This window comes from Paenibacillus sp. Aloe-11, from assembly GCF_000245715.1.
Taxonomy (GTDB): Bacteria; Bacillota; Bacilli; order Paenibacillales; family Paenibacillaceae; genus Paenibacillus; species Paenibacillus kribbensis.
Window position 1 is genome coordinate 14,394 of record NZ_JH601042.1, and the last position, 17,340, is coordinate 31,733.

The following is a 17,340-nucleotide window of genomic DNA, read 5'->3' on the forward strand; positions in this document are numbered from 1 at the left end:
GGCGATCATGCCGATTACCGTGCTGTCACTGGCGGCCTTTTATATCGGTATCTTCAATATAGCCGCACCTGACACGATGTTCGTCAAGGTCGCTGGATACATTCCATTCTTTTCTCCGACCGTCATGCTGCTGCGAATTGGTTTGGAACGGGCAAGCCTGCTGGAAATATGGCTGTCACTTGCCATTCTGGTCGCCTCCATCCTGTTCTTCGGCTGGCTGGCCGCCAAGATTTACCGTACAGGCGTTCTAATGTATGGCAAACGTCCTACTTTTAAAGAGCTAAGAAAGGCCATGAAGGCCTATAAGATTTAGATTTTTTTCAAAGTCTTGTGTGAGTTACGGTTATAATTGAGACGAATTTGGTCAATAACTGAGACTTTCTTGGGGATGTGTTTGATACCTTTTTAAAGCCAGTAGAAACATAATCCCTTGTTTCTACTGGCTTTTTTAGATTATTTTTATTTTCCGAATGTCCATTCTGAAAAGATATCCATCTTCTTGTACAATTCCTCTTTATCAATCGGCATATTGTTCTCAATCCACCAAGTTAACACGCCAAGAACGGCTCCAATAAAGGCCTCTACTTTAATTTGCATATCGATGGAAATATCTTCTATTGAGAAATGCTCAACCAAGTACTTCTTCATGCCTATTCCGATATCTCTTCTTAACAGACTTCTCAAGGAATCCCTCTCTTCAGATAGAAGCTGCGAAAACAATTTTTTATGTTTCATTGCTATCGAAAGTAATTCCTTGAAATTATCAGATGGAGAAAGGGAAACCTCAACAAAACCCTTAAATTCATCTTCGGCAATTTGTCGCATAGAACTTGAAAGCAAATCAAATTTATCCTGAAAATGCGTATAGAACGTAGTTCGATGTACCATCGCTAAATCGCAGATCTGCTTCACGGTGATATTTTCAAACGGTTGTTTCTCCATTAACTCAAATAGAGCATAGTGTAGAAGCTTATGAGTTCGTTTGACTCTAAGGTCCTTGGTTGTTTTATTATCCATGACAGATTCATCTCTCCGTATCGTTATTCGACATATTCGTATTTTTGTCGGTTGATGGATCTTATTATACATTATATTATTTATCCAACAAATGCATTTTAAATATACATATGTATAAATAAAGAAGAGATATTAATGGCCAAATTAAGTACAGAACATCATCTCACTGCTCATGAACAGCAATTGCTAAACAATGCTACGGAGTTAGTCCCATATCTCCAAAAGTTTGGATCTATTATTAATGAAGAACGATATATCCTGATGAGTGTTTACTTATTTTATTCAGGGAGGATGTAAATCAATTGATTACGAGCAAAAAACTTATGCTACCAGTCATGCTAACCATCACTGTTCTTGTTGCAGGATGCTCTGCGAATAATTCCGCTTCGGAAGAAGTTGCACATGCTAGCGACACCAATGTAGCGATGATGGTATTAGCTAAAGAACCTCTAAGTACGGTATATGATCTCTCCGGAACACTGCAGGCTTATGAAGAGCGAGCAATTACATTTGAAATCAATGGACGAGTGGAATCGGCTTCTCCAAAACCGGGTGCTTCTGTAACCAGAGGAAGCGTAATTGCGCAGTTGGATCAGTCCGATTACCAACTCCAGCTTTCACAGGCGGAAACATCTATACAGGAGGCGCAGGCTGCAATCAAAAATTCTGAGGCTGGTATTCAATCAGCCCAATCCTCCTTTGAGACTGCTGAGGCTAGAGTAGAAAGTGCTCAAGCTAGCCTGCGCAAAGTCAACAATGGGGCTCGTAGTCAGGAAATAGCTAAAACCAAGACAATTGTCGATAAAGCCCAAAGTGCCTATGACAAAGCGAAAGCCGATGCTAGCCGTGTACATCAATTGTATGAAGCTGGCGCTGCAACACGCTCTGAACAAGAAAATGCCCAGCTCCAGTTATTAAGTGCCGAGAAAGATCTTGAAAGTGCACGTGAATCATTATCACTTCAGTTGGAGGGTGCTACTGTTGAAGATAGAGATGTCGCCCAAGCTTCGCTTAAGGAGGCGTTGGCGGGTCAATCATCAGCTTCAGCTACATTACTTCAAGCCGAGGCGTCCAAAGAACAGGCTGAAGCAGCATTAGGGAAAGCAAAACTGGCCAAGGAACAGGCTGAACTAGCGCTATCTCGCACAACGTTATCTTCTCCATTCAATGGCGTTATACTTGGAAAACAAATCGAGTCGGGAGAACTGGTTGCCTCAGGTCAAACGGTTTACCAGCTTGGAAGCATAGATAAATTAAAGGTGCTACTCCCCGTTCCAGACGGTGAAATTCAGGATTGGAAAAAGGGACAGAAAGTCAACATCACCTTGTACGATAAAAATCGAACTGGAACGGTCTCTGCAATTTACGCAGCAACAAACGCAAATACCGGTACAATTAATGTCGAAGTTGTCATTCCTAACTCATCGCACGATTGGCTGCCAGGACAAGTGGTAAAAGCAGCTCGCGAACTCTCTGAAAAGCAGGGATTACTTGTTCCTGTCGAGGCGGTCATTCGTACTGGCAATCAGCCCTATGTATTTAAAGAGGTAGAAGGCAAGGCTGTTATGACGAATATCCAATTAGGGAGTCAGATGAGTAATAACAAATTGCTGGTCGTCTCAGGCCTCAGCGAAGGAGATCGTATCGTAATCAAGGGCGCCTCTTCGCTCTTTGATGGAGATACTATTCAGTCAACAGGAGGAAGCAATAAATGATCTCCTATTTTGTGAAAAAAAGAAAAATAACAATTTTATTCTTTATAATGGCTGTTGTGATTGGTGCGTTTTGCCTTTTCCAACTGCCCAACCAGGAATCACCTGACATCACCATTAGACAGGCGATGGTTATGACCATTTATCCTGGTGCATCTCCAGAGAAAGTGGAACAAACCGTTACTAAAGAGTTAGAGCAAAAGATTAAGGAAGTAGAGGGAGTTAGCGAAATCACCTCCACTTCAGGCAATGGAGTCTCGACAATTATGGTTGAGGCAGAGGATGACGCAGATCCAAAAGTCGTATGGACTGAGATGCGCAAGAAAGTTGAGGACGCTCAGTCTGAATTGCCGGATGGCGCTGAGACCCCTGTTATCAACGATGAGCTTTTAAGCTCTTTCATTGGTTCCTATGCCATCACCGCAGACTCCAGAGATACGCTATATGAACTAAGTAATGCAATGACAACCTGGGAAGACCAACTGGGGGCGCTTGATGGAATTTCTGATGTATCCATCACAGGCCTTCCAGATCAGGAGGTCAGAATTGCGATTGACACCCAGAAGCTGCAGCAATATCAACTCTCTTGGGGACGTGTCGTTCAAGCTGTGCAGGGACGCACGGATTTGGTACCGACTGGTGATGTGGAATTTAATGAACGAACTTATCAATTAATCATCAAAGAGATTGAAGATGTAGAAGAATTGAATCGGCTCATTATTACCCGTACCCAATCTGGATCGCCAGTGTATCTTAGTGACATTGGTACTGCTCGACTCACTCATGAAGATGCAGTGTATTACGCCTATGTGTCAGGTAAACCAGCCATTCGTATTTCCCTTGGCGCGGAGACTGGCACAGACGTGCCTTCCATGAACGAGAGAGTAAATGAAAAACTGGCAGAATTAGAAAAAGGCTTGCCTGAGAATGTACAGTTCGTTACTCTATTCGCTCAACAAGATAAAGTATCCGAAATACTAGGCGATCTCTCTCGTGAGATGCTCATGGCCATTGCTGCCGTACTCCTAATTTGTACGCTGGGATTAAATCTTTTGACTTCTTCTTTTGTCGCTTTGGCTATCCCGGTATCTATTGCAATAGCTATGATTTTTTTCTCACCGTTTGGTGTCACACTTAATCAGATATCCGTAGTTGGACTAATCATTGTACTTGGTATTCTTGTAGACGATGCAGTAGTTGTTAATGACAATATAGAACGCAGGTTAACCGATTTTGGAGAAAGTCCGGCAGAAGCTGCACTTAAGGGCGCCAAGGAAGTGTCAGTCTCAATAGTAACTGCCACGCTCGCAACCATTTTTGCATTTATCCCCTTGCTTTTCCTCGCCGGGGATGCGGGATCTTTCATTAAGCCGATTCCGATCATCATTGCATTAACAATGCTGGCATCTATGTTAATGTCTCTTTCCATTATTCCCATATTCCGGGAATGGTACGAGACTCGGCGTCAACACAAACATAAGAACAGTAATAGAAGAATTAAACCAGCAGGGTTACTAGGCCGACAAATTCAATCTCTGACTCATTTGTACTCGGATAAACTAATGCCCAAAATCGTGAAAAAACCACTGCGCACGGCACTTACAGGGCTGTTATTCGCAACGGCTGCTTACGGTCTGGTTCTATTTACTCCTATCAGTCTTTTTCCTGATGCGGAAGATCCGAATATGATCTTAAATATAGAGCTGCCTGTTGGCACATCCTTCACGGAAACCAATCGAGTTGTAAATGATGTAGCGGCATGGATTAAACAGCAGCCTGAGACTGAGAAGATTAGTTATGCTATTGGGGGAGGTGCTCCTCAACTTTTTAGCGACATGAATAGTAGTGCTGAAGAAGGAGATGTTTATGGCCAGATAAGTTTTATTGGCAAAGAAGGTATTTTTGATTTGAAGCAAACACCTGAACAATGGAATCAGTATTTCATAGACAACTATCCCGGCGTCAAGATTACAGAAAGAATTCCGACCATGGGGTTTCCAGTGGGGAAACCAATCTCTGTTAGGGTTACTGGGCCTGATACCGATCAGCTTCAACGGCTTACCCAACAAGTGCGTGAATCGATTACTAAAATCGATGGAACTAAGTCTATTACAGACAATATGGGAATCGAACGCTACGCTTTGGAGCTGAAAGTCAACCAACAGGCGATGGATGAGTACCTTGTCAGCTATGCTGATCTAACACAGACTTTATTGCTGCTTAATGAGGGAGTAACTGTTAGTGATTTTGATACTGGCTCGAATTTAATCGATATCAATGTCTATATAGATGAAGAAGGGACCGATCCCAATTTATTGTTACAGCGCCTCAATGTAACTAGTGCTTCTGGAACACAAGTCCCATTATCACAGCTTGTAGAGGTTAACCCGACGTTTTCCATACAACAGATTAATCATTACAACCTGGAGCGTTCTGTTACGATAGAATCGGAGCTGGAAGGACGAACCGCAACTGAGGCTTCAGGAGAGTTGCGTGGACAACTTGGGCAAATCTCATTCCCAGAGGGGTATAAGTGGGAAACCAGTGGGGAAACTTCTGACCAAAATGAAATATTCGCAGAATTAGGAAAACTATATGTTGTAGTTATCTTTTTGATAATAATTCTAGTTACACTACAGTTCTACTCCATATCCATTTCAGCCATTGTAATGACCACTGTCTACTTGGCGGCGGCTGGGGGGGTTATTGGTATCTTCGTTAGCGGATTGCCATTTGGGTTTATGAGTATTATGGGTATCATTTCACTCGCTGGTATTGTCGTTCGAAACGGGATTGTAATGATAGAATTTATTGAGGATGCTCGTCATGAGGGAACAGGGCTGGAGGAATCGGTTATTGCAGCCACAAGAGCACGGTTCCGACCAATATTGCTAACCTCATTAACAGCAATCGTAGGCATGATTCCAATCGCGGTAACAGGCAGTTTGCTGTTTAAACCGCTTGCTTATACTATTATTTTTGGCTTGCTGTTTTCTACACTCCTGACTTTATTTGTGGTACCATCTCTTTATATGCTGGTGGCAAAACTTAAACTAAGACGCAGACTAAAGAAAGAACTGCCTTCGGCTCAAGCTCCAATGCCCTAAACTCTCAGAACCTGCGATAGTAAGGGATTGGGATTTTAGGAGGAATATGAATTAAGGATAGCAAGAGGAAGGAAATTATTTAGGCTGCCATCCAGTGATTCTCGAAAAAAGGATTCACTGTTAAAGCCCAGGGAAGCTCCCTGGGCACTTTTATTTTGGCTTGCATAATTGATGTACAGATTTTTTGCTAATTGAAGTTGGATGATCCGAAAAGTATCATTTATAATTAAAATAAACATGAAAAGTATCAATTATTACTGAAATTATAGGGCGAAATGGTGTGGCTTTCGTCTCAACTATAACCGTAACTCACAAGAAGTGTGTGAGTAACTATTATAGTTGAGACAAATATCAATAAGAACTAGACTGGTTTTCAATATATGTTTTAGGCAAAGGCGGGGACCTTGATTCATCAAATATATTGATGGATCAAGGTTTTCGGTTTTTTTAGAGGGTGGAACCAATCCTTAGGCTCGTTAAAAAATGGGTGCACCTATGAACGAAATTATGAGCGATTATAATTGAGATAAGTCGTATATACGTTAGAAAGGATAATGTATTTAAAAAGTGAAAAAATCTTCAGATTATCTTTAGATTGAATTTATAAAGGATTAAGAGTGGTTCATTATAATACAATAGTTGACAATCGTCTTTATTTTAGAGGTAAACTATGCGTAAATAAAATCCTTTCATTGAAAGTGGGAAAATATAAAATATGAAGTACCGTATTCTAATTGCAGATGACGAACCGGAGATTTCAGAGCTGCTTCAGTTATATCTTGAAAAGGATTATGAGGTGTATTGTGCAGATCATGGACATATGGCATGGGAAATTATACAACGCGAGCGTATTCATCTCGCGATTCTTGACATCATGATGCCAGGCATTGATGGTCTGCAGTTACTTAAGAAAATACGCAAGTCCCATCTGATGCCAGTACTTTTTTTATCGGCAAGAACCCAGGCGTCTGACAAAGTTCTCGGTCTGGGTCTAGGCGCAGACGATTATATTGCCAAGCCCTTTAATCCCTTGGAAGTCGTGGCACGTGTGGAAGCATTGATTCGAAGGGCCTACAGATTTGAAATGGCTTCCAATCCCACGGAGGAGAATATCCAAGTCCTTGGCGATCTCGTATTAGATCGAGATCAGTGTACTCTATTTCGTCAAGGAAATCCTGTGGCTTTGACATACACGGAGTACAAAATAATGGATCTGCTAATGTCTGTACCAGGCCGTGTTTTTACCCGCAAGCGTATATATGAAAGCGTATGGGAAGATTACTATGCCTATGAGGATAGTACCATCATGGTTCATATCAGTAATATTCGTGAGAAAATTGAGCAAGATCCGAGACAGCCGCAATATTTAAAAACAATCAGAGGGTTGGGATACAAAATTGAAGCATCTTTGGAAACCGAGAAATAATCGTAGACTACAATCCTCACTGGTCATTGATTTTTTATTGTTTATGCTATTTGTGATTGTGCTTTTTGTAGCTCTACAAGGTCTGATTTCATTAGGAAAAGCACCCACGTCCCTGAATGACAGGAAAGTCGTTCCTGAACTTAAGGTAGCCGCACGTGACTACATTGCGGACTGGCAACAAGGTGGTGGAACTGAATTAGACAGGTTGTTCCAAAGTGAGGGCTGGATTGAAATTCTTGATGAGCAGCGTCATGTAGAGCAAGTAGTAGGGGACAAAAAGGATACAATATTTTATTATTCGCAAGATGGACTCTACGACCTGCTGGGTAATTCCCGCGATCAGGGATATTACTATTCTATGTCAGAGGTCGAAGATTCAGAAAAGATAATAAGGTATATAGTCGTCAAGATTCCGCGTAATTTGGTCAGTATCTCTGTTTATGACAGCCAACTAGCTATCCAGCCCCCAAATCCGATTCCCTTTTACGTCCTTCTCTTTATTGCTTCAATCATTCTTCTGGTCTTTGGATATAGTTACTGGATTGCGCGTCGAATTCAGAAACCACTGGACTCAATCTTGCAAGGGCTCAATGAAATGATTGCGGGTAACTATAGCAAAAGGCTGTCGATCTCAGCCGAGAAAGAGTTCATGCTTATTGAGGAAAGGTTTAACTATATGGCGGATGTTATCGAGACAACCACTTTTGAGAAACATATTGCGCAGGAAAGTAAGCAGCGTTTGATGATGGATTTATCTCATGACCTCAAAACCCCTATCACGAGCATTCACGGATACGCCCAAGCGCTTGTGGAAGGGAGGGGAGAAGACAGGGACCGGCAGAAAAAATATCTCACTTATATTTACAATAAATCCACCCAGGTAGCACAACTCATTCAAAATATGCTGGAGTTATTTAAAGTGGACACGCCTGATTTTAAGCCGGAGGTGGAACGGCGGGAAATCGGTGAGTTTTTGCGGGAACGGCTTGCCGATGTCTATGGCGAGGTGGAGCAAAAAGATTTTTTATTAAACGTTTCTATTCCTCCCCACGATGTCTTTGCTCAATATGATCCAGAACTGCTGAGCCGAGTTATCCAAAATCTAATCTCCAATGCGTTATCATATAATCCGAAGGGCACTCATTTGCGGGTTGAACTGTTTGATCATGAACAGGATGTTAGCATTGAAATAGCTGATACCGGAAAGGGCATCCCCAAGGAATTGTGGACTACGATTTTCGATCCCTTTGTCCGTGGTGACCAGGCACGCACTCATACAGGCGGTACAGGACTTGGTCTTGCGATTGCACTCAAAAATACAGAGAAAATGGGCGGTACCCTAACCTTGCGTTCGGAGGGGAGCGAATCATCTATTTTCACTATTCATCTGATTAAATAAGAATTGAGTTTAGGAGGGGAGAGCAATCAAGGATACAAAGGAAAATAATGAATAAAATGCGGCCCTTAACCTGACAAACATTCGAGTTCAAAATAAACAACTAAAACATGAAAAACAATGTGATCAAGACCTCATTAAGTTAGACATTGAAAAAGTTCCTAGGCAGCAAGCTGGCGTCGGTAATATATCGGCGCCAGCTTTTTCGAATTTTATAATCTTTGGATAATCTTATGACAATCCTTAGATTCAATTTATGCAATATTAAGAGTCGTTTCCTATAATTCTAAGTGGATTTGTTAATATTTATATTTTGCCTCCTAAGTGAAACCTCTGTCTTATTACAGAGTGAACTCGAAGGTATGGCGATTTATACATATAAAATCACTTGGGGAGTGAGTAGATGTCACAGTTTTCAATACGCCGTCCTGTAACCGTCTTTATGCTGGTTGTGGCTTTATTTATCGCGGGCGGCATATTTGCGTTAAGGCTTCCAGTTGAGCAATTGCCGGAAATGCAAAATCCCGTTATAGCAGTTGTAACCAGTGTGATGGGTGCTACACCTTCGGAAGTTGAGGAAATGGTAACCAAGCCGATTGAAAGCAGTCTTGGATTGGTAGAGAACGTAGATACGATCAGTTCTCAATCGCTGGAAGGCTCATCCATGGTGACCGTTCAGTTCAATTGGGGGGTTGATATGGATCAGGCGGCTTTAAATATCAGGGATAGTCTGGACAGTGTCAAGAATGCTTTGCCTGACTCCGCCGATTCTCCAAGGGTAATGAAACTGGATTTGAATGCAGAGCCCATTGTTAACCTCTCTTTAACTGGAGATAGTGATGTTAATACGTTAAGGCCGATTGCTGAGGATATTGTCCAACCGAGTCTTGAAAGGATAGCAGGGGTAGCCTCAGTAAGCGTAGCAGGGGGACAGGATCGCTTAATTCGTATACTTCTGGATCCAAGCAAACTTGAAAGCTACGGGATAACACTAGGTCAGGTAGCCCAAGCGCTTTCAGCTAATAACCTGTCGGGCTCTGCCGGTGCTGTGACGAAAGGGAATACCGAAGTGCAAATTCGTGTACAGGGAGAATACGATGCAGTCTTAGAGATAGGTGAAACCCTGATTCCAGTAGGCTCTGGTGCTGTCAAATTGAACGCAATAGCTACAATAAAGGACGCTTATTCCGATGTAAAGTCTATCTCCACTTACAACGGAGAACCCAGCATAAATATTGGGATTACTAAAGCATCTGGAGGCAACACTTTGCAGATTGCCAATGCTGTAAAGGGAAGTCTGGACTCCATTCAGCAGGAGCTGCCAGAAGGCACAAAACTTGAGTTGATTACAGATTCCTCCAAGCCGATCAGCGATTCTGTGCATCTGTTAATAGAGCATGCGATTTTGGGACTTGTGATAGCAGCCATCGTTCTATTATTGTTCCTGAACAGTGCCCGTTCTACCATCATTGCGTCTATTGTTATTCCGATTTCATTCGTGGCTACGTTCATGATGATGTATTTCACCAATCAGACGATCAATATTATATCGCTTAGCGGTTTGCTGTTGGGCCTTGGTTCTTTTGTAGACTTTGCAGTTGTTATTATTGAGAACATCTTCAGGCAACGGCATGAGGGGAAAAGCATGCTGCAGGGTGCCATTGAAGGCTCCAAGCAGGTTGGTAATGCCGTTATGGCGTCGGCACTTGCCCAGATCGTAGTTTTTCTACCGGTTGTATTCGTAGGCGGGATTGCAGGAGAACTGTTCAGGCCACTTGCGTTAACGGTAATTTTCTCCCACATTGCCGCATTGATTGTTTCGTTGATGATCGTTCCAATGCTCAGTTCCCGCTTTCTGCCTGAGCTTCCGGATGAGTCAGAATATACGTCAGGCAATTATCGGGGTATAAATCCAATTGTTTGGTTCAATATTGGATTCGAGAAGTTCAAAAAAGGCTACGGTAACGTGCTAGATTGGAGTATTCATCACAGAAAGACCGTTATTACGATTACAATTCTTATGTTTATAGGTGCAGGAGCGCTGACACCATTAATCAAGTTCACTTTTATTCCGAGTGAAGACCAAGGGCAATTTAATATTTCGATAAAAATGCCTAATGGAACGAAGCTGGAGGAGACGAATAAGGTTGTCAAGCAAGTAGAAAATGAATTACTGAATATCCCTGAATTGGATAAAGTGACGGCAAATGTCGGTTCTTCTGGTGGATATAGTACCGAAAGTACGTCAAAGGCAGCCACAATCAGCGTAACGCTTATCGATGAACGTACTCGTTCCACCGATCAAGTAGTCACTGAACTGCGCAGTAAAATCACCAATATACCGGATGCAGATGTTACAATCAGCGCGGCCGAAAGCTTCTCTGCTGGAGCTGGTGTACAAATTAACTTGAGAGGCGACGATATTGATGTATACGAGAGCTCTCCGATCAACTCGTCGCGCAGGTTAAAAATATTAAAGGAACTGTTAACGTGAGCAGCACGCTGGATTCCGTCCGTAAAGAGTATGAAGTGAAGGTTAATCGTCAGTTTGCATCCCATTACGGATTATCGGCATCACAGATATTGTCGGCAGTGCAGACTTCCTTCCATGGTGAGGATGTTACCAAATTCCGTACCGGAGACAGTCAGATTGATGTTCAGATCTCATTGCCCGAGGCATACAGACAGGACTTCTCCTATCTTGAGAAGTTTCGGATTACGACCGACCAAGGTCTTAATGTTCCACTATCTGCAGTGACAACTCTGAATCAGGTGGAAGTGCCTGACACGATTACACGTGAGAATCAAGTCCGTCAGGTGACAATTACTGCAGATGTAGGCGAGGGAGATGGAAGTAGTGTTAACCAGCAAGTTACTACACTAATAAATAATCTGCAACTTCCTAAAGGCTACTCTGTTGATACAGGCGGCGGTGAAGAAGAGCAGATGATAGAGTCCTTTGTAAACCTCGGTATTGCAGTTTTACTTTCCGTTGTTCTTATTTATATGGTTATGGCTGGTCAGTTTGAGTCCATGTTTACTCCATTTGTTATTATGTTCTCAATTCCGCCAACTTTTATAGGAGTTGTTCTAGCTTTGGTGTTAACGGGAACAAGTTTAAGTGTCATGGCTTTTGTCGGATATATTATGCTGGTAGGCCTTGTCGTTAATAACGCGATTGTTATGATTGACTTTATTATCCAGCTCCGCAAAGAAGGAATGGACAGGGAAAAGGCAATATTACTGGCCTCTTCCGAACGTTTGCGGCCCATTCTTATGACTTCGCTTGCGACAGTTCTTGCCTTGCTGCCAATGGCATTTTCCGTTGATCCAAGTAACCAGATGATGGCGCCCATGGGAGTTGTCGTTGTATTCGGTCTTGCTTTTGCGTCGGTAATTACACTGATTCTGATTCCTGTCGTATATATTTTGTTGGATAACATTACGGTTAGACGCAATATTCGTAAAGTGAAACGACAGCAGAAAAGAGAGGCCCAAAAACAGGCCAAACTTGAGCATCATAGTGCACAAGCCTAATAGATAAGCAGAATATAGTGAGGTGAGAAAACCATGAATAAAAAAAGTATTAGCTTGTTATCAGCTATGGCTTTGTCCATGGCACTGGCTGGTTGCTCGGGGGAAGAACTCCCGACAGCCGCGTCCGCGGAACAAACGGCCATAGCTGTAGAAGTAGGCGAAGTTATAAGGGGGAGTATTGTAGATGAAGCGGGTGTTGTTGGTACTCTGGCTCCTAACAAGACAGTCCAGGTATCTCCCAAGATCACCAGTACAATTGAAAGCATCGACTTGAAAATCGGCCAAACTGTTAATGAGGGTCAAGTTTTGTTCGCGCTAGACCAAAAGGATATCCGTGACAGCATCAAACAGTACCAGGAATCCTACAACGTTGCGCTTGCCAATCTGAAACAAGCACAGAGCAGTTCCAAAGAGTCCATACAGCAGGCTGAATCCGGTGTTGACCAGGCTAAATCTGCCCTCGTTCAGCAGCAAAGTTCCATAGATCAGGCACAGAACTCGCTTGCGGATGCGGAGAGCTCTCTGCGGGATGCGAAAAACAACCTGAACCGCACACAGCAGTTGTTTGCGGCAGGTGCGGTATCCCAGAGTGAGCTAGAACAAGTACAGACGACAGCGAGGCAGGCGCAAAGCTCATTGGATAATGCAAGGCTGACGTTGAGCAACGCCCGTTCCTCGTTGGAAAGTGCACAAACGACATACCAAAACGCCATAAAATCACTAGAGTTGGCCCGTAAAAACACCGGTGTGGATGTAGCTCAAGCCAATGTCGAACAGGCGCGCTCTGCTCTTGAGACAGCCCGCAGCCAATTGGCGGACGCTACGGTTAAAGCTCCTGTGTCTGGAACCATTTCGGCAGTCAGTGGAACGGTCGGGCAGATTGTCAGTTCTCAGGCTTCCGTGGTCACCATTGCGCATACCAATCCAATCCTTGCAAAAGTTAATTTGGCCGAGTCAGAGATGATGAATCTCAATGTAGGTGCCTCTGTAACTGTTGGTATTCCTTCTTTAGATAAGAGTATCAACGCTAAGGTTACGGCGATCAATTCGGTCATGGATCAGAAACTGAAGGCTTATCCTGTTGAGATTTCCATAGTTAATCCTTCAAATACACTCAAGGCAGGCATGGTAGCCAATGTGTACATCCAATCAGGGGGAGCGGAAGGACTACTTATTCCCCAGGCTGCTGTAACGGAGACGGTGGGCGCAAAATACGTCTATATAATAGAAGGAAATGTAGCCAAACAGGTAGAGATTACAACGGGAGAAAAGAGTTCTGATCAAGTGAAAGTGACAGATGGCCTCACAGAGGGGCAGAAAATCGTTGTAAAAGGTGCAACTATGCTTTCTGACGGTGCAGAGGTAGTGATCGTAAATCAATAATATGCTGAACCGGCCACTGTTTTTCAGTGATCAGGCTAAAACTTAGGTATTGTTTAAAGGAAAACGTCGAGCCGGTATAGGCTTGGCGTATATTTTCGCAATATGAGACTCCGAGAATAGGATCTACATATATATTCATATACTTTGCGGGTGGTGTCAGTTTCGCTGGCACCACCCCTTATAATGACTTTTAAAACCATTGTATATTACAAGTAGAACAGTGATTACTGAGGAACAGCAACACATGGTTGAGACAATTTTGACCCTTGAAACATTGGAAGTGCTGATGTATCAAGGTTTTTTTCTATTTAAGGATCAAATGAAGGGGGACTATTTAGTACTCTTGGCCTCTATTTCCTCCAGGCTCCGATCTTCAAATGTTTCCTTTTGCTCGTACTCGCGGTACGAATCTTCTAGAGACATCGGTCACGTCCTCTTTATATGCTACTATTTCAGCTAGTTCACTCTATCCCTTTGCTGTTTGCGATATTTCGATGGGTTCACTCCAAAATAATCGGTAAATTTTCTTGAAAAATAATCAGGGGAATTAAACCCAACTCCAAGCGCAATCTCAGTAATTGGACGTATCGTATATTTTATCAGCTTTTCGGCTTGGTTTAATCGGTATTTGATCAATGTTTCGATGATGGAATCACCCACCTGTTTTTTGAACAAATGGGAAAGTCGAGAAGGAGATAGGCATACCGCTTTAACGCGACCGGAAGGTACGTAAGAATTGTCTACAACGGATTGCAAAAAAGTATGAGTGCGGGACATTATTCATTTGAAGTATATGGTATTTAAACGAGAATAATTAGAGAATTCTCCTGATTATTCTCGTTTAAATTTCACTTTGCACATAGAGCGGATTAATGACCCTTTGGCGATTCATACATCATATTGTTTAACTGGGTCACAAAAATACCTTCGTTCGGGCCCGGGTTATTTCGAAACATTTTCGCTTCTTCCACTATAACCTCGTACGCATCCGTACCAAGTACCTTCAACGTTTCTTCAATGAATGATGCAAGAGGCATCCCACGCGGATCGTTATTGTTTATTTCCGTTTTAACCATTGGCGGCGCAATTTCCATGACTTTCACCGATGTATCTTTAAGCATGTACCGTTGGGACAGCGTATAGGAATGGAGCGCTGCTTTCGTCGCACTATAAACAGCAGCCATCGCCAGTGGCACGAATCCAAGTGACGAAGTCATGTTGATAATAACCGCTTCTTCTTTGGACTTCAAATGCTCCATTAACGCAGACGACATACGGATCGGCCCGAGCAAGTTTGTCGTGACGGTCGAAACCAAAACATCTTCGTCAATCACGTCTGCCGGGTTATCTGCCGTACCGATGCCGGCGTTGTTAAACAAGACATTTAAATCCGGGTATTCTTCGATTAACTGCTTGGCGACCGCCTTAATGCTGGCGGGATCCTGTACATTCAGCTCTACTGCGGACATGCCGGGATTCGCTTTGATCGTCTCCTCCAGACGCTCTTTACGCCGACCAGAGATAATCACTTTGTTTCCAAGTTTGTGGAGAGCTTCTGCTAGCCCGCGCCCAATTCCTGTACCGCCGCCTGTAATAAAAATCGTATTTCCTGTAAGCTTCATTTTGTAAAACCTCCACCTTCGTGTGTCTGAATGATTCTACAACATACAAATGTTCAAAAAGTGAGCCTGAGCGCTGGGCACTCCGTACTCCGTACTTCTTGGAAAGGTAGTCCAGAGTTGGTGCGACTGGTCGTTGTATTTAATTGCTACTTTTGTTTAGAATACGACGGTTTGAGGAGAAACGCCTTTTGGATACTCTTCTTCCCATACATTTTTTTCTACGTAGGCTTGGTACCACATATTTGCAATAACATCTGGATCATCAAATGTACCAGCCCCTGTTTCCTTCATAAACAAACCTAAGGATCGATGACTAACGAAAATGCCTTTTGGCGACAGTTCAGAATGAAGATTGGCAATATAATTGCGTAATCCCGACATTGCGATACCGATATTCCCCATCATTGGAACGGGATACATGGCGGATAGTCCTGTTGTAAATAGCAGGGACCCTTCTTTCCTCGCCAGCATATCCGGCAATACGGCATTTACGACATTGATGGCGCTGACAACATAGCCTTCAAATTGGTCCCTTGCATTTTCCACCGTTAATTCCAATACAGAAGTCGGAGGAAAATTACCCGGTGTAGGACTGAATTCCAGCACATCGATTTTGCCATACTTTGCTTTAATTCCGGTAATAGCCTGTTCAATTTGTTCTTTACTGTAAATATCAGCTGTAAAAGAAGAAGCTTCGATACCAGCGGCTTTTAGTTCGTCTTCCATTTCTTGAAGCTTTACGGCATTTCGCGCAATTAATGCTACTTGAAAGCCTTCTTTGCCAAAGCGCTTGGCCAAGGACAATCCGAGCCCCTTACCTGCTCCAACTATCGCTAATATTTTCATACGTTTATCTCCTTTTTGAATTGATGAAGTTTGATTGCGTTTGGCGTTTTTAATTGTAGAACGTAGAATTAAACCATTCAATGGTCGATATTCAGCGATATGATAATTAATAGTCACATTCACTTGATTTGACCATTATCATTATTGAATGGAGAGTTTACAAATGGCTAAAGATAAGGTAGACCTATGTACCTGATTTGATGGGAAATTTATGTCAGGAAAGCATGGGAAAATTAAATGTTTGCTTTAACTTGGGGATACCTTATTGAACTAACGGGTACGTTTAGTTTAGGTTTTCTTCACCAACTTACACAAAAAGCGCAAAAGGCTATCGAGTCTTCTCGACAGCCTACGCTTTAAAAAATGAATAGTTTAGTTTCATCTTATGTTGTAATTATATTACCAAGGTTGACTTGTTGGACCAATTGTAAACTCATTAACGTTCGTATCTTCTGGCTGATCAATCGCGAATGCAACAACATTGGCAACTCGATCAGGTGCAATACCGTATTGTTCGTACAACGCAGTCATACCTTTTAAAACATTCTTATCGGTAATCGTATCCAACAATTCCGTGTTGACCGCTGCCGGATAAATAGTTGCTGTGCGGATGTTAGTACCTTCTTGGGCAGATTCCATACGCAAAACTTCCATTAAATCACGAACAGCCCATTTTGTTGCGCCATAAACCGCACCGCCTGGGTAAGCTTTAAGCCCAGCTACTGATGAAGTTGTGATAATATGTCCGGATTTTTGCGAAGTGAATGTTGGCAATACTGCGGCGATACCATTCAGTACACCTTTAATATTAACGTCAATCATACTGTTCCACTCGTTAGTTTTTAATTCGGAAAGTGCTGAATTAGGCATGAGTCCAGCGTTCAAGAAGATTACATCGACACCACCAAAAGTGTCTTTAGCTAGTTGGACAAGCTGCTGATTATCCTCTGGATTAACAACATCGGTAACGCGATACGCCGCTTGACCTCCGGCTTTTTGAATTTCCTCAGTCAATGCTTTTAATTTGTCTTCGCGACGAGCGCCCAAAACAACTTTAGCACCTTTACTGGCCAATAATTTTGCAGTTGCTTCACCAATTCCAGATGAAGCTCCAGTGATTATAACTACTTTGTTTTCAATTGCCATTTTGTTTTCATCCTTTCATGTTAAAATAAATATGACCACATTTGATGATTTCTCAACATCTGTAAATAATTTATAATATACGAATAAACAAAACAAGGCAGAGAAATCGCTAATTTAATCAGTTTTGTTGTTTATACAACAAATCAAT

General features: G+C 42.5%; 11 protein-coding genes and 1 pseudogene. 7 read left to right on the plus strand and 5 right to left on the minus strand.

Translation table 11 applies throughout. The features are described from left to right. Positions 1-313: ABC transporter permease (locus tag WG8_RS27685; protein WP_007428365.1), on the plus strand; the 313-nt coding region annotated here is incomplete at its 5' end. Positions 314-459: 146 nt separating this feature from the next. Here the strand turns inward: WG8_RS27685 and WG8_RS29270 are convergent. Continuing rightward, positions 460-1,017 (minus strand): TetR/AcrR family transcriptional regulator C-terminal domain-containing protein, encoded by a 558-nt coding sequence (locus tag WG8_RS29270; protein WP_043890691.1) that lies wholly within the window; start codon positions 1,015-1,017, stop codon positions 460-462. Between the two features lie 305 nt (positions 1,018-1,322). Here WG8_RS29270 and WG8_RS01950 point away from each other — a divergent pair, with 305 nt between their 5' ends. The 6 genes and pseudogenes from WG8_RS01950 to WG8_RS01975 all read left to right on the plus strand — a co-directional run bounded on the left by WG8_RS01950 (position 1,323) and on the right by WG8_RS01975 (position 13,578). Next, entirely contained in the window at positions 1,323-2,732 is a 1,410-nt protein-coding gene (locus WG8_RS01950; RefSeq protein WP_411829314.1) for an efflux RND transporter periplasmic adaptor subunit, read from the plus strand. Beyond that, positions 2,729-5,836, plus strand: coding sequence for an efflux RND transporter permease subunit (locus WG8_RS01955; RefSeq protein ID WP_007428368.1), 3,108 nt, complete (start codon positions 2,729-2,731; stop codon positions 5,834-5,836). The genes WG8_RS01950 and WG8_RS01955 overlap by 4 nt, the downstream gene beginning before the upstream one ends. Positions 5,837-6,551: 715 nt before the next feature. Continuing rightward, positions 6,552-7,262, plus strand: coding sequence for a response regulator transcription factor (locus WG8_RS01960; RefSeq protein WP_007428369.1), 711 nt, complete (start codon positions 6,552-6,554; stop codon positions 7,260-7,262). Further along, positions 7,234-8,661, plus strand: a complete 1,428-nt coding sequence (locus tag WG8_RS01965; protein ID WP_007428370.1) for a sensor histidine kinase — start codon at positions 7,234-7,236, stop codon at positions 8,659-8,661. Before WG8_RS01960 ends, WG8_RS01965 begins: the two co-directional genes overlap by 29 nt. 400 nt (positions 8,662-9,061) lie before the next feature. Continuing rightward, positions 9,062-12,195, plus strand: a pseudogene (locus tag WG8_RS01970) (efflux RND transporter permease subunit). A 33-nt stretch (positions 12,196-12,228) separates the two neighbouring features. Then, positions 12,229-13,578, plus strand: a complete 1,350-nt coding sequence (locus WG8_RS01975) for an efflux RND transporter periplasmic adaptor subunit (RefSeq protein WP_007428373.1) — start codon at positions 12,229-12,231, stop codon at positions 13,576-13,578. A 456-nt stretch (positions 13,579-14,034) separates the two neighbouring features. Here the strand turns inward: WG8_RS01975 and WG8_RS26155 are convergent, their stop codons facing one another. The 4 genes from WG8_RS26155 to WG8_RS01990 all read right to left on the minus strand — a co-directional run bounded on the left by WG8_RS26155 (position 14,035) and on the right by WG8_RS01990 (position 17,192). Beyond that, the gene (locus tag WG8_RS26155) at positions 14,035-14,355 is read right to left on the minus strand and encodes a helix-turn-helix domain-containing protein (protein WP_232289033.1); all 321 of its coding nucleotides are present in this window, start codon (positions 14,353-14,355) and stop codon (positions 14,035-14,037) included. Between the two features lie 92 nt (positions 14,356-14,447). Next, positions 14,448-15,200, minus strand: a complete 753-nt coding sequence (locus WG8_RS01980) for an SDR family oxidoreductase (protein ID WP_007428375.1) — start codon at positions 15,198-15,200, stop codon at positions 14,448-14,450. 156 nt (positions 15,201-15,356) lie between these two features. Next, positions 15,357-16,169, minus strand: coding sequence for an SDR family NAD(P)-dependent oxidoreductase (locus tag WG8_RS01985; RefSeq protein WP_232289034.1), 813 nt, complete (start codon positions 16,167-16,169; stop codon positions 15,357-15,359). 276 nt (positions 16,170-16,445) lie between these two features. Then, a complete protein-coding gene (locus WG8_RS01990; RefSeq protein WP_007428377.1) occupies positions 16,446-17,192 on the minus strand; it encodes an SDR family oxidoreductase in 747 nt (248 codons plus the stop codon). Between the last annotated feature and the right edge of the window lie 148 nt (positions 17,193-17,340).